The sequence below is a fragment of the Amycolatopsis sp. lyj-109 genome (assembly GCF_046548995.1).
GTDB lineage: Bacteria > Actinomycetota > Actinomycetes > Mycobacteriales > Pseudonocardiaceae > Amycolatopsis.
Genome location: NZ_JAJPWR010000028.1, coordinates 45,238 through 58,116, shown reverse-complemented (window position 1 = coordinate 58,116; position 12,879 = coordinate 45,238). Strand labels below are relative to the sequence as shown.

15 protein-coding genes are annotated in these 12,879 nt (G+C 70.5%); 2 read left to right on the top strand and 13 right to left on the bottom strand.

Annotated features, from left to right (window positions below; all coding sequences use genetic code 11):
* Positions 1-73 precede the first annotated feature (73 nt).
* From ACLJQF_RS40715 to ACLJQF_RS40665, 11 genes are all read right to left on the bottom strand, one after another.
* A complete protein-coding gene (locus ACLJQF_RS40715; RefSeq protein WP_410615636.1) occupies positions 74-646 on the bottom strand; it encodes a transglutaminase domain-containing protein in 573 nt (190 codons plus the stop codon).
* A 74-nt stretch (positions 647-720) separates the two neighbouring features.
* On the bottom strand, positions 721-1,326 hold the full coding sequence (locus ACLJQF_RS40710) for a histidine phosphatase family protein (RefSeq protein WP_410615635.1): 606 nt from the start codon (positions 1,324-1,326) through the stop codon (positions 721-723).
* A 143-nt stretch (positions 1,327-1,469) separates the two neighbouring features.
* On the bottom strand, positions 1,470-2,903 hold the full coding sequence (locus tag ACLJQF_RS40705; RefSeq protein ID WP_410615634.1) for an MBOAT family O-acyltransferase: 1,434 nt from the start codon (positions 2,901-2,903) through the stop codon (positions 1,470-1,472).
* Between the two features lie 116 nt (positions 2,904-3,019).
* Positions 3,020-3,976, bottom strand: coding sequence for a 23S rRNA (guanosine(2251)-2'-O)-methyltransferase RlmB (rlmB, locus tag ACLJQF_RS40700; RefSeq protein WP_410615633.1), 957 nt, complete (start codon positions 3,974-3,976; stop codon positions 3,020-3,022).
* A gap of 29 nt (positions 3,977-4,005) precedes the next feature.
* Entirely contained in the window at positions 4,006-5,394 is a 1,389-nt protein-coding gene (gene cysS / locus ACLJQF_RS40695) for a cysteine--tRNA ligase (RefSeq protein WP_410615632.1), read from the bottom strand.
* A 41-nt stretch (positions 5,395-5,435) separates the two neighbouring features.
* On the bottom strand, positions 5,436-6,122 hold the full coding sequence (locus ACLJQF_RS40690; RefSeq protein ID WP_410615631.1) for an HAD family hydrolase: 687 nt from the start codon (positions 6,120-6,122) through the stop codon (positions 5,436-5,438).
* 57 nt (positions 6,123-6,179) lie between these two features.
* Positions 6,180-6,575 carry a PPOX class F420-dependent oxidoreductase gene (locus ACLJQF_RS40685; RefSeq protein WP_410615630.1) on the bottom strand — a complete coding sequence of 132 codons (396 nt, stop codon included), beginning with the start codon at positions 6,573-6,575 and terminating at the stop codon, positions 6,180-6,182.
* A 10-nt stretch (positions 6,576-6,585) separates the two neighbouring features.
* Positions 6,586-6,981 carry a PPOX class F420-dependent oxidoreductase gene (locus ACLJQF_RS40680; RefSeq protein ID WP_410615629.1) on the bottom strand — a complete coding sequence of 132 codons (396 nt, stop codon included), beginning with the start codon at positions 6,979-6,981 and terminating at the stop codon, positions 6,586-6,588.
* A 28-nt stretch (positions 6,982-7,009) separates the two neighbouring features.
* On the bottom strand, positions 7,010-7,489 hold the full coding sequence (ispF, locus tag ACLJQF_RS40675; RefSeq protein ID WP_410615628.1) for a 2-C-methyl-D-erythritol 2,4-cyclodiphosphate synthase: 480 nt from the start codon (positions 7,487-7,489) through the stop codon (positions 7,010-7,012).
* A complete protein-coding gene (locus ACLJQF_RS40670) occupies positions 7,486-8,100 on the bottom strand; it encodes a 2-C-methyl-D-erythritol 4-phosphate cytidylyltransferase (RefSeq protein ID WP_410615627.1) in 615 nt (204 codons plus the stop codon). The genes ispF and ACLJQF_RS40670 overlap by 4 nt, the downstream gene beginning before the upstream one ends.
* Positions 8,101-8,154: 54 nt before the next feature.
* Positions 8,155-8,646 carry a CarD family transcriptional regulator gene (locus ACLJQF_RS40665; protein WP_004559016.1) on the bottom strand — a complete coding sequence of 164 codons (492 nt, stop codon included), beginning with the start codon at positions 8,644-8,646 and terminating at the stop codon, positions 8,155-8,157.
* A 285-nt stretch (positions 8,647-8,931) separates the two neighbouring features.
* Here ACLJQF_RS40665 and ACLJQF_RS40660 point away from each other — a divergent pair, with 285 nt between their 5' ends.
* Positions 8,932-9,621, top strand: a complete 690-nt coding sequence (locus ACLJQF_RS40660) for a hypothetical protein (RefSeq protein ID WP_410615626.1) — start codon at positions 8,932-8,934, stop codon at positions 9,619-9,621.
* A 39-nt stretch (positions 9,622-9,660) separates the two neighbouring features.
* On the top strand, positions 9,661-11,019 hold the full coding sequence (radA, locus tag ACLJQF_RS40655; RefSeq protein WP_410615625.1) for a DNA repair protein RadA: 1,359 nt from the start codon (positions 9,661-9,663) through the stop codon (positions 11,017-11,019).
* Here radA and ACLJQF_RS40650 read toward each other — a convergent pair whose 3' ends face one another.
* Positions 11,020-12,138: a hypothetical protein gene (locus ACLJQF_RS40650; RefSeq protein ID WP_410615624.1), complete on the bottom strand. Its 1,119-nt coding sequence runs from the start codon at positions 12,136-12,138 to the stop codon at positions 11,020-11,022.
* Positions 12,131-12,724: an RNA polymerase sigma factor gene (locus ACLJQF_RS40645; RefSeq protein ID WP_410615686.1), complete on the bottom strand. Its 594-nt coding sequence runs from the start codon at positions 12,722-12,724 to the stop codon at positions 12,131-12,133. The genes ACLJQF_RS40650 and ACLJQF_RS40645 overlap by 8 nt, the downstream gene beginning before the upstream one ends.
* Positions 12,725-12,879: the final 155 nt, after the last annotated feature.

Genomic DNA, 12,879 nt, shown 5'->3' with positions numbered 1-12,879 from the left:
TGACGGACGGACGTCACTCTCGGCAATGATTCACCGAGTCGATCGGGTTTCCGAAAATGCCGGAAAACCATGATCAAAGTGTGCGCGGCAGCCCGTTTTCGTACCAGCCGGTGCCCGGTTCGGTGGTCATCAGGAATTCCACGACGACGGGTGCGGGGACCGGGTGGATCTCCGGGTGATCGCGTTCGTCGCGGGCGGTGTCGACCGGCCAGGCCAGTTTTTCCTCGTCGAGCGAAAACTCGCCGCCGGCCCCCGTGCGGTTGCCGCGGGCGTCGAGTCTGGACCATTTTCCGTGCAGGTACACGGCATTCAGCCCGTGCAGGGCGGAGAGCTCCTGGTAGCAGAAGCCGGCGGGAATCCCTTGTGCGCGCAGCAAAGCGGCGAGCAAGTGGGCCTTCGCGTGGCAGATGCCGACGCGCTCGCGCAGGACGTCCGATGCCCGCCAGGTGACGCGGGGATCGGCGGCGTCGATGACGTGTTCGACCTCGTCCCGCACGAAGAGGAACGCGGCTTCGGCGGGGTCGCCCCCGGCGGGGCGCAACGCGTCGGCCAGTGCTCGGATCGACGGGTGCCCGTGATCGACGACGGCGTCGGCGGCGAGGTAGTCGCTCAGCCGATCGGACGTGGGCGTCGGGGTGGGATTCATCCACGCATCCTGACAGGCTCGGCCATTCGGGCGAGAGCCGTTTTTCCGGGGCGGCCACGCTCCGCGTCCGGCGATTACGGAACGTAGAAATCGGGTGGGAAGCCGGTCCAGCGGAGATCGGCGGGGAGGTGGCTCAGGTCGTTGTAGGTCAGCAGCGCCGCGGGGCGGCCCGGGGAGTACCGGATGACGGTCAGGCCCGCGTTGGCGTGGGTCAGGGTGAGCCAGCGCCACGGCGGCGCGTCCTGCGAGGCGCGGATGAGCCAGCCGACGAGGAAGTTGTGCGTGACGACGACTTCGTACCTCGGCTCGCTTCCCGGCACCGGTCCGGTGAACCGGCGTTCGGCCTCGGTGGCCAGGTCTTCGTCGGCCGGGGGGAACTGGCGGGTGAAGGCGAGCAGGAGGTCGCCGGACGTCTCGGGGAGTTCTTCTCGCTTCGGCGTGTACGGGACGAAGTCGTCTGCCGCTTTGTCGACGTGGAGCGGCACGCCGGGGAGCTGGTCGGCGATGAGGTGGGCGGTCTGGGTGGCGCGCGGGAGGGGGCCGTGGTGGATCGAGGTGACCGGCACGTCCCGGAGGCGGCGGCCCAGCAGAACGGCTTGGCGTCGGCCCGCTTCGGTGAGGCTTCCGTCCCGGCCTGCTTCCGCGTGGCGGGTGAGGAAGAGGTACCGCGTGGTCAGCACGGGGTCAGGGTGTCACGCATGGGCCGTTCGGGTGAGCGGGTTGGGCATACTCAGCCGACCTGCGGTTCATTGCTTGGATCATGCCGCCAGGAGCCCCCACCGACCCGAGCGCCGGATTGTTCAACGGCCGTCTGACGACGGCGCTAGAATTGGTAGTACAAGAACGGGCTGAACGTCCCTGTCGCTATCAGGATTGCCGCGTACAGCAAGCCCACCGTCATCACGCCGATGCGCAGGGCCGTCGCCGAGCGGCTTCGGGACGACTCCAGCAGTGGTCCGGTCACCGGGTGGGCCGGGAGCAGGAACACCGCCAGTGCGGCCAGCAGCAGGACCAGGCGCTGGTTCGTGAATGCCTGCTCCACGCCCGCTCCCAGGCCGTCGGCGTCCGGGATCAGCATGTGGCCGAGCATCGACCATGCGTGGGTCAGGTCCGCTGACCTGAAGAACACCCAGCCGATCACCACCAGCAGCATGGTCAGGGCCCTGCGGAGATAGCGCTTCCAGGGGGTCGCCGGGTTCAGGTCAAGGCCGAACCGGCGCTCGATCACCAGGAGCGCTCCGTGGTAGCAGCCCCACACCAGGAACGTCCACTGGGCGCCGTGCCAGAAGCCCGTCAGGACGAACACGATGCAGAGGTTTCGGTAGGTGCGGGCCGCTCCGTGGCGGTTGCCGCCCAGGGGGATGTACACGTAGTCGCGGAACCAGCGGCTCAGGCTCATGTGCCAGCGGCGCCAGAACTCCGTGATCGTCACCGAGGAATACGGCCTCGCGAAGTTCTCCGGGAGGCGGAAGCCCAGCATCCGGCCGAGGCCGATGGCCATGTCCGAATAACCCGAGAAGTCGAAGAACAGCTGGAGGGTGTAGCCGATTGCGCCCAGCCAGGCCGTGGCGAACGTCATCTGGTCCGGGGGGACCTTGAAGCACGCGTCCACCAGCGGGCCCAGTGAGTCCGCGATGATCGCCTTCTTGCACAGCCCGAGCGCGAACCTCGGGAAGCCCGCCGCGATGTCGTCGAGGCGGTGGGAACGCTGCTGGGGGAGCTGGTCGGCGATCTCGCGGTACCGGACGATCGGGCCCGCCACCAGCTGCGGGAACATCGCGATGTACGCCGTGAACGACACCGGGTTGCGCAGGGCCTGGCGCTCGCCGCGGTAGATGTCGACCACGTACGAAATGTGGTGGAACGTGTAGAACGAGATGCCGATCGGGACCACCAGGCTCGCCACCGGCACGCTGCCGCCGAACCAGTGGGCCACCGCCGCGATCTGCTGGGTCGCGAAGCCCGCGTACTTCCAGATCAGCAGCACCGCGACGTCGAGGGACACCACCGCGATGAGGATCCGGCGCCTTCGGACGCCGTGGACATCCCAGGGGTTCGGGGCCAGCAACGGCCCCACCAGGAAGTTGACGACCATGCAGCCGAGCAGCAGGAACACGAAGCCGCCGGCGCCGATCGTGTAGAACAGCAGGCTGGCGACCGCGATGATGCCGTTTCGCCAGCTCCGCGGGCACACCAGCACGGCGATGAGCACCGCCGGCATGAAGTACCACAGGAAGAGCGGCGAAACGAACGACATCGGGTCCCCTCGATTTATCCGACGGTGACCTTAACCCGACTGGGTGGTCTGCCGCGGCCGGGGTCGTGAGTGGTAATTCGGGTTCTAACCCGAATTACCACTCACGAGGAGCCGCGTCAGACTCGACCGGTGAGACGACGGCGGCGCGCGACCTCCGCGAGCAGGACGCCCGCCGCCACCGAAGCGTTGAGGGACTCGACGCCCGCCGCCATCGGAATCGACACCGTCGCGTCGCACGTCTCGCGGACCAGACGGGACAGGCCGCGGCCCTCCGAGCCGAGCACGATGACCAGCGGGTCGGCCGCCAGTTCCAGCTCGTCGATGCCCACCGAACCGTCCGCGTCCAGGCCGACCAGCATCAGGCCGTCGTTCGCCCACGTCTTGAGCTGGCGCGTCAGGTTCGTCGCCACCGCGATCGGCAGCTTCGCCGCCGTGCCCGCGCTCGTGCGCCACGCCACCGCCGTCATGCCCGCGCTGCGCCGCTCCGGCAACAGCACGCCGTGCGCGCCGAACGCGGCCGCCGAGCGGATCACCGCACCCAGGTTGCGCGGGTCGGTGACGCCGTCGAGCGCGACGAACAGCGGGACCTCGCCCGAGTTGCGCGCCACCGCCATCAGGTCGTCCGGGTGGGCGTACTCGAACGGCGGGACCTGCAGGCCCAGTCCCTGGTGCATGGCCCGGTTCGTCTTGCGGTCCAGCTCCTCGCGCGGGATCTCCAGGATGGAGATGCCCTTGTCGCCGGCCAGCCGGACGGCGTCGTTGACGCGGTCGTCGACGTCGATGTTCAGCGCGACGTACAGTGCCGTCGCCGGGACGTCGGCGCGCAGCGCCTCGACCACCGGGTTGCGCCCGGCGATCAGCTCCGGCTTGTCGGCCTTCTTCTGCCGGGCCTGGTCGCGCTTGGCCTGGGCGTTATTCTGGCGGTAGGCCTTGTGCCCGGGGCGGTCCTCCGCCTTCGGGGTCGGGCCCTTGCCTTCGAGAGCCTTGCGGCGCTGACCGCCCGAGCCGACGACGGCGCCCTTCTTGGTGCCCGTCTTGCGGATCGCGCCCTGGCGCCGCGAGTTGCCTGCCATGGTGAAAGTTCCTTGCGTAGAAAGCCGGTTCAGTCGGACTTCACAGTCCACTGAGGACCGTTGGGGGTGTCCTCCACCACGATGCCCGCCTGCTGGAGGCGGTCACGGGCGGCGTCCGCGCGCGCGAAGTCCTTCTCGGCCCGGGCCTGCTGGCGCTCGGCCAGCAGCCCTTCGACGATCCGGGACAGCGCTTCTTTGGTGGGCGTTTCGGAACCGCCCGCCTCGGACCAGCGCGCGGACAGGGGGTCGAGGCCGAGCACGTCGGTCATCGCGCGGACGGCCGCGGCGAATTCGAGTGCCTTGGAGGTGTCGCCCGCGTCGAGGGCGGCGTTACCGTCGCGCACCGTGTTGTGCACCACGGCGAACGCCTGCGGGGTGGCGAGGTCGTCGTCGAGCGCGTTCGCGAACGCCGCGGGGACCGTGCCGACCGGCACTTCGCCCGACGCGACGGCGCGGCGCAGGAACGTCTCGATCCGCCGGTAGCCCTGTGCGGCTTCGGAGACCGCGGCGTCGGAGTACTCGATGGTCGACCGGTAGTGCGGCTGGACCAGGTAGTACCGCAGCTCCGGGGCCCGGTAGCGGTCCAGCATCGCGGGGATCGACACGGTGTTGCCGAGCGACTTCGACATCTTCTCGCCCGACATGGTCACCCACGCGTTGTGCAGCCAGAACCGCGCGAACTCGTCGCCCGCCGCGTTGGACTGGGCACGCTCGTTCTCGTGGTGCGGGAAGACCAGGTCGATGCCGCCGCCGTGGATGTCGAACTCCGCGCCGAGGTACGCCGTCGCCATCGCCGAGCACTCGAGGTGCCAGCCCGGGCGGCCGTTCCCCCACGGCGTCGGCCACGACGGCTCGCCCGGCTTCGCGCTCTTCCACATGGTGAAGTCGCGCGGGTCGCGCTTGCCGCGGGTCGGCGTCTCGCCCTGCTGGACGTCCTCCAGGACCTGGCCGGAGAGCTTGCCGTAGCCGTCGAACGACTTCACCGAGAAGTAGACGTCGCCGTCCGCGACGTAGCCGTGGCCGCTCTCGATGAGGCGTTCCATCAGCTCGACCATCTGGGTGACGTGCCCGGTCGCGCGCGGGTTGATCGACGGCGGCAGGCAGCCCAGCTGCTCGTACGCGGTCTCGAAGGCGCGCTCGTGCGTCGCGCCCCACTCCCACCAGGGCCGCTCGTTCTCGGCGGCCTTGGTCAGGATCTTGTCGTCGATGTCCGTGACGTTGCGGACCAGCAGCACGTCCAGTCCACTGTGGACGAGCCAGCGGCGCAGGATGTCGTAGTTCAGGACGCCGCGGACGTGCCCGATGTGCGGAACGCCCTGCACGGTGGCTCCACACACGTAGATCGACGCCGTTCCGCTACGGACGGGGTGGAACTCCCGTACGCTCCGGGTCGCTGTGTCGAAAAGGTGAAGGGCCACCCTCGAAGGGTACGGGGTCGGCGTGAGGGACGTCGCAGCCCCTAGCCGATGCCGAAGCCTCGCAACGCCGTGAGCAGGGCATCCGGCCGGCCGGCCGTCGGCAGCGGATCGACCAGCGCGAACTCGCAGCCGAGCGCGCGGGCACCGCCGTCGGCCTCTTCGCTGTCGCCGACCATCAGCGTTTCGGTGGCGGGTACGCCGAGGCTGCCGACGGCCTTGCGGAAGATCTCCAGCTCCGGCTTCACCGCGCCGACCTCGAAGGACAGCACGAACTCGTCGACGTAGGCGTCCCACCCGCGAGCCGTGAAGGCGGGCCGGATGTCGAAGGCGATGTTGCTGAGCACGCCCACCTTCAGGCCCCGCTCGGCGGCGGCTTTGAGCGCCGCTTCGGTGTCCGGGTACGGCGTCCACTGGCTGGGATCGATGAGCCGGTCGTACAGCGCGACGGCCTGCTCGGCCCGCGGCACGCCCGACTTCTTGAGCACCTCGAGGTACACCTTCCGGTGCAGCACCGGGTCGCGATCGCGGTGCTGCCAGGCGTGCAGGTGCTCGGCGTCGAGTTCGACGACCTGCCCGACCGGGGCGGTCATCCGGCGCATCAGCTCGGCCTGCGCCTCGATGTCGAGCGGCGAGCCGGCGTGGTCGGTGAGCTCGGTGAGCCACGACTCGTCCTGCTCGAGCCGGAACAGCGTGCCGGAGAAGTCGAACAACACCGCCCTGATCGTCATGGCGTTCAGCCTAGCGAGGTCGCGGGCACCCGAGCGGCGCCCGCGACCCGCGTCACGTCACGCGGCGTAGCCGGTGACCTTGTCGGGGACCAGGCGCACGACCACGCGGACGGCCTCCGGCGGTTCGGTGCGGAAGTCCTTGCCGTCGTACTTGTGCGAGAGCTCGTTGATGAGCTCGCGGCCGCCTTCCTCGGTGATCTCGACGCGGCCGCGGACCTCCACGTACTTGAGCGGGTCCTCGAGGTCGAACACCGACAGCGAGACTCGCGGGTCGCGCTGCATGTTCCGCTCCTTGAGCCGCCCGCGGAGGGTCGCGAAGAGGACGGTGTCGCCGTCCCGCTTGGCCCAGACCACGGAGGTCTGCACCGAGCCGTCGGCGTTGATGGTGGCGACCACCGGGAAGTTCTTGCCGTCGAAGAGGGCCTTGGTGGCCTCGTTGAAAGTCACACCCATGGTCTGGACCCTATTTCACGTTGCCGGCGATTTTTTCGGTTTTCAGGCGCACGACCACCCGCTGGACGTCGGCGCTCTCGGGTGGCGGGTCCTGGGCGAGGTACTTGTGGCTCAGCGCGCGGGGGAGCGCCTTGTCCGGGTCGGGGGTGATCGTCACGGTGCCGCGCAGCTGCGTGTGCCGGTACGGGTTCTCCGCGTCGGTGATCGAGACGCTGATGCGGGGATCGCGCCGCAGGTTGCGGACCTTCCGGCGGTCCTCGGTCGCGCTGAAGACGAGCTCGCCGTCGTCGAGGCCGACCCAGACGACGGAGGTCTGGGGGCCGCCGTCCGGGTCGAGGGTGGCGACCGTGGCGAAGTTCCGGCCGTCGACCAGCGCGCGGACGGCGTCCGGGAGTGTGAGGGACATATCACGCCGAACCGGCGCGGGCGAGGGCCTATTCCGTCCCCGACGTCCGAGCCAGGAGCAATGCCGTCGCGAAGGCCGCGATGCCCTCGCCGCGGCCGGTCAGGCCCAGGCCGTCGGACGTCGTGCCGGAGACGCTCACCGGGCCGCCCACCGCCTCCGACAGCACCTGCTGGGCCTCGTCCCGGCGCTTCCCGACCCGCGGGGCGTTGCCGACGATCTGGACCGTCGCGTTCCCGACCCGCCAGCCCGCCGCCTCGATCAGGCCCCGGACCTCGACCAGCATGTCCGTGCCGTGCGCGCCGTCCATCCGGGGGTCGCCCGTGCCGAACACCGCGCCCAGGTCGCCGAGGCCCGCTGCCGACAGCAGGGCGTCGCACAACGCGTGCGCCGCGACGTCGCCGTCCGAATGGCCCGCGCAGCCGTCGGCGTCCGGCCAGCGCAGGCCCGCCATCCAGCACTCGCGGCCCGGTTCGATCGGGTGGACGTCCACCCCGTTGCCGATCCTCACAGCGTCTCCTCGTTCTTCGGTGCCGCCGCGATCGCCTCGGCCAGAGACAGTTCGAACCCGGTGGTGACGCGCATCGCGTCCGGGTGGCCCGGAACCGTCGCCGCGTCGGCGGGCGCGAAGTCCGGGCGGAACGCCGCGAGCGCGTAGCCCACCGGCGTCTGGACCGTGCGCAGCCGCGTCCGGTCCTCCGTGCCGACGATGAGCGAGGCCGCGTCGGTCACCTTCACCGTGTCGGCCATCGGCAGCACCGGCACCACCACGGGCGCGCCGTCACGGACCGCGCTGATCACGTCACGCACCGTTTGCGCAGGAATGAAAGCCCGCAGCGCGTCGTGGAGGAGTACAACTGAATCACGGGCGAGTTCCGGCTCGACGGCAGCGAAGGCCTGCCGGAGCGAGCCGGGTACGACCCGGCAACCGAGGCCGCGGACGGCCTCGGAAAACGACAAAGCACACCGCTGGGGGGCCGCCACGAGCACCAGATCGATCTCCGGTACGTCGAGCAGCCCCCGCACGGTGTGCGTGAGTAGCGGCTCACCATGGACCGGCGTGAGAGCGAGCTCTCCGTCGGAGGCATGATGTGCGACGGTCACGATCGCGAGGACGTTCATCGGTTCGCGATCGTAGAGGCACCCACCCGCCCGTCGAGCGGGATGCCCCTGGGCTCAAACCGTCGCGGTTTCCAGAACTTCGTCGAGGAGGACCTCAGCCTTGTCCTCGTCGGTGCCCTCCGCGAGCGCGAGCTCGCTGACCAGAATTTGCCGCGCCTTCGCCAGCATGCGCTTCTCACCGGCTGAAAGTCCGCGGTCCTTCTCTCGCCGCCAGAGGTCGCGCACCACTTCGGCCACCTTGTTCACATCGCCGGAGGCGAGCTTCTCGAGGTTGGCCTTGTACCGACGAGACCAGTTGGTGGGCTCTTCGGTGTGCGGAGCACGCAGCACGTCGAACACCTTGTCCAGTCCTTCTTGCCCGACGACATCGCGCACGCCTACGATCTCGGCGTTGTCAGCGGGCACGCGAACCGTGAGATCCCCTTGCGCGACTTTGAGGACGAGGTACTTCTTTTCCTCGCCCTTGATCACGCGGGTCTCGATGGCTTCGATGAGTGCGGCACCGTGGTGCGGGTAGACGACGGTCTCTCCGACCTTGAAAACCATGTGTCCTCTGCCCCTTTCGCTGACTCCATCCTAGCACGGGCCGCCAGTGCCCACCTAGCGGGCCGGACTGTCCTCGCAGGTCAGCGGCCTGGCCGGGGGTTGACAAACGTCGGACCCCCGTGCTCACGCAGGTAGCGGGGAAGGGTTTCGTCACAGGCCGGGAATTCCTTTGTGGACGGTTGATCTTGGTCGCCCCGTCCCGGCAACGCACACCCGTTCCGCAGCGGAGATCGACCCCGGCTAGTCTTCGGGGCGACGAGGCCGTGAAAAGGGAAGGACTGCGACGTGAGGCTGCAGAATCGTCGCGTGCTCGGCGCGGGCGTGCTGGCGCTCGGTGCCGCGCTCGTGCTCGCCGGGTGCGGGGCCGGCCAGATCACCCAGACCGACTCGCAGCAGCCCGCGGTCAACGGCACGCACGCCCAGGTCAAGACCATTGACCTGCGCAACGCCGCGGTCCAGTACCCGAAGTCGGGCCCGGGCTACCCGGCCGGTGCGACCCCGGCGCTGACCCTGACGATCGTCAACCGCGGTGCGCAGGACGACACGCTCGTCGCGGTGACCACCGAAGACGGCGCCCAGGCGACCATCGCGGGGTCCAAGACCATCGTCGCCATGCACTCGCTGGTGATCGGCCCGGACGACGCCGTCGAGTCCACGAACGAGGTGCAGGCCACGTCCTCGGGCGCGCCGGCGTCGTCGAGCGCTCCGGCCTCCAGCAGCACCCCGGCCGGCAGCAGCTCGGCGAGCAACAGCCCGGGCAACCTGACCGCCACGGCCACCTCCGAGGTGCCGTCGTCCGGCCCGGCCGCGACGCCGACCGCGCCCGAGAAGATCGGCCAGGCCTCCGTGACGCTGCCCCCGCTGAAGCAGCCGCTGTGGCCGGGCCAGGTCATCAAGGTCACCTTCGTCTTCCAGAACGCCGGACCGGTCACGGTCGAGCTGCCGATCGCGGCGCCGGCGCACGCCAAGGAGTAGGTCCCCAGTTTTGTCGGTGGTCGCCGATAGCCTCGCGGGGTGAAGAAGGGGACCACCTACCGCTGCGGCAGCTGCGGGTACGAAGCGGCCAAGTGGCTGGGCCGATGTCCGGAGTGCCAGGAATGGGGCTCGTTCGAGGAGCGCGGGGCGCCGGCCAGGCCGGCCATCCAGCGCGTCGCGGCCGGGGCGCCGAGTGCGCCCGCGCGGCCGATCGGCGAGGTCGACGTCGAAACGGCGCGGGCCCGGCACACCGGCGTCCCGGAGCTCGACCGGGTGCTCGGCGGCGGCCTGGTGCCGGGCGCGGTGGTGCTGCTCGCGGGTGAGCCGGGGGTCGGCAAGTCGACGCTGCTGCTCGAGGTCGCCTACCAGTGGGCCAAGACGGTCGACCGATCCCTCTACGTCACCGGCGAGGAGTCCGCGGGCCAGGTCCGGTTGCGCGCGGAGCGAACGGGCAACGTCCACGACCGGATGTACCTGGCCGCCGAGAGCGACCTTTCGGCCATCCTCGGGCACGTCGACGACGTCAAACCCGGCATGCTGATCGTCGACTCGGTGCAGACCATGGCGTCCCCGCAGGTCGACGGCTCACCCGGCGGCGTGACGCAGGTCCGCGCGGTGACGTCCGGGCTGGTCGCGCTGGCCAAGGAGCGCGGGCTGCCGGTGGTGCTCGTGGGGCACGTCACGAAGGATGGCTCGGTGGCCGGCCCGCGCGTGCTGGAGCACCTGGTGGACGTCGTGCTGCAGTTCGAGGGCGACAAGCACTCGACCCTGCGGATGCTCCGCGGCATCAAGAACCGGTTCGGCGCGTCCGACGAGATCGGCTGCTTCGAGCTGCAGGAAGAAGGCATCGTCGGGGTGCCGGACCCGTCGGGGCTGTTCATGAGCCACACGGCCGAGCCGGTGTCCGGCACGGCGATCACCGTCTCGATGGAGGGCAAGCGGCCGTTGCTGGGCGAGGTGCAGGCGCTGGTGTCGTCGACGGCGGCCCCGCAGCCGCGGCGCGCGGTCAGCGGCCTCGACTCCGCGCGGGTGGCGATGGTGCTGGCGGTGCTGGAGAAGCGCGGCGGGCTGAAGCTCGGCGACAAGGACGTCTACGCGGCCACGGTCGGCGGCATGAAGATCACCGAGCCGGGCATCGACCTGGCGCTGGTGCTGGCGCTGACGTCATCGTTCGAGGACGTCGCTTTGTCGCCACGGCTCGTGTCGGTCGGCGAGGTCGGGCTGGCGGGTGAGATCCGGCGCGTGCCGAGCGTGGGCCGCCGCCTGGCGGAGGCGGCCCGGCTCGGGTTCACGCACGCGCTGGTCCCACCCGACTCGGGCAAGCCGCCCGCCGGGATCCGGGTGCTGGAGGTGGCGAACGTCGCGGACGCGCTGAACGCGGCCGGCCACGCACGCTGATCACCCCGAGGTCCGCGTGATGGCGAACGAGTACGTCGCCGCCGGCTCGCCCAGCATCTCCGGTGTCGGCGGCTTCGGCCGTTCCGTAGTCGTCGTTCGCGAGTTCGGGGCGCTCGGCGGCGGGATGGACGTGGTGGTCAGCGGCACCTGGTCGGAGCGGATGATCGCCGGAGTGGGCTGCGCCGCGTCCCAGGCGAGCAGCTGAGCCGTCGACGGGTCGAGGTACAGCCGCTGGTCCGAGTCCTTGGCGATGAGGACCATGGCGGCCCGGCCGTCCGGGGCGTGCCCCGACGTCACGAATCCGCCGTGGACGTCGCCGAATGCGTCGGACAGCGCGAACCGGACGTTCTTGGGCGCCAGCCCCAGCTCCAGCACGCTGCGCACCATGGTGAGCGACTCGGTGGGGGTGTGCTGCCGGCCGTTGTCGGTGCGGGTGATGGTGTCGAGCGCCAGCCGTTTTGCCAGCCTCCCCCGGTCCGGGACCAGCGCGGCGACGAAGGCGGCATCGGGCTGCAGCCATTTCTGCAGCGGCGTGTTCCAGCGCGGATCGACGACGCCGGTGGGCGGATCGCCGGGGAACGAGCCACCCGGGCCGAACTCGTCCTTGGGCGTCAGGTTCACCTGGACGTCCTTGCTCGCCTCCGGGCCGAGGCCCTGCACGACCCCCGTCCACATTGTCCGCCGGTGCCAGACGCCCGCGGGGTCGGCGGGGATCCACAGCTCCACCTTCTGCTGGACCCAGGCCGGGCGCCCGAACATGATCTCGGGAGACCAGCCGAGCTTCTGCGCGTAGCGGAACTCGCCGGGCACCAGCGGGCGGTCGAGGTCGACGAGCGCGGCGGGCCGGGACGTCTCCGGCGGGTCCGGCGTCCACAGGGCGGCGGCGACGCCGAGCCCGCCGACCAGGGTGACGACGGCCGCGGCCACCGCGAGCCACCGCCACGCCCCGGCGCGCCGCGGCTCGGCGGGCGGAGCTTCCTCGACGCCGGCTGCCGCGAGCAGGGACGCGCGGGCGAAGGCCAGCCCGTCGTCTTCGCCGACGTCGTTGTTCAGGTCCGTGAGCGCCTCGTCGAGTTCGGCTTCGGACCAGACTTTCCGGACGTTGTTGTCTTCACGCAAGGTCCTGCACCTCCTCTTGGGCCGGGGCGTTCGTCCTGAGCCAGCGTCTGATCCGGTGCAACCGGGACCGGACGGTACCTGGCGGGATACCGAGGGCCTCGGCGACCTCGGCCGGTTCCAGCCCGGCCCACGAGACGAGCAGCAGCGTGTCGCGATCGGCGGGGTTGAGCCGGGCCAGTGCCCCGGCCAGCTGTGCGGCACGTACCTGGGCGTCGACCTGCTCGGCGACGCGGCCGTCGTGACCGGCGTGGCTGGCTTCGCCGGTCCGGGCGAGCCGCGCGGTGGCCTGCAGCCCGCGCAGTTCGGACCGCACGTGGTGGCGCAGCAGGTTGGTGGCGATGCCGTAGAGCCACGACCGGGCGGTGCCCAGCTCGGGCCGGTAGGTCTCCCGCCGCCGCAGCGCGACGAGGAAGGTCTCGGCGACGAGATCGTTCGCCGGTTCGGCCCCGACGCGGCGCGCCAGGTATCGCCGCAGCTGCGCGGCATGGGCGTCGAAAAGCCGCCCGAACGCCGGCCCGGGCTCGGGTCCGCCCAGGTCCGGGCGATCGTGCCCCCAGAGCTCCGAGCCCTCGTGGATCACCTGCATGCCCCCAGTTGCCCGCAGCGCTCGCGAGCGTTCACGGGCGAACTGTGCCATGCCGTGCTGGGCATCGACAACGGCCACCCGATCGTCCCCGACATCGTCGCGCCCGTTGTTTGACGTCGGGCCGATGCGCCCCAATGTGGCGTTCGGTGCGTTGG

Coding starts and splice junctions, on each gene's coding strand:
- ACLJQF_RS40680 (WP_410615629.1), bottom strand. CDS start 6,981: ATGTCCCTCACACTCCCGGACGCCGTCCGCGCGCTGGTCGACGGCCGG.
- ACLJQF_RS40685 (WP_410615630.1), bottom strand. CDS start 6,575: ATGGGTGTGACTTTCAACGAGGCCACCAAGGCCCTCTTCGACGGCAAG.
- ACLJQF_RS40715 (WP_410615636.1), bottom strand. CDS start 646: ATGAATCCCACCCCGACGCCCACGTCCGATCGGCTGAGCGACTACCTC.
- ACLJQF_RS40645 (WP_410615686.1), bottom strand. CDS start 12,724: ATGCAGGTGATCCACGAGGGCTCGGAGCTCTGGGGGCACGATCGCCCG.
- ACLJQF_RS40705 (WP_410615634.1), bottom strand. CDS start 2,903: ATGTCGTTCGTTTCGCCGCTCTTCCTGTGGTACTTCATGCCGGCGGTG.
- ACLJQF_RS40690 (WP_410615631.1), bottom strand. CDS start 6,122: ATGACGATCAGGGCGGTGTTGTTCGACTTCTCCGGCACGCTGTTCCGG.
- ACLJQF_RS40670 (WP_410615627.1), bottom strand. CDS start 8,100: ATGAACGTCCTCGCGATCGTGACCGTCGCACATCATGCCTCCGACGGA.
- rlmB (WP_410615633.1), bottom strand. CDS start 3,976: ATGGCAGGCAACTCGCGGCGCCAGGGCGCGATCCGCAAGACGGGCACC.
- ACLJQF_RS40665 (WP_004559016.1), bottom strand. CDS start 8,646: ATGGTTTTCAAGGTCGGAGAGACCGTCGTCTACCCGCACCACGGTGCC.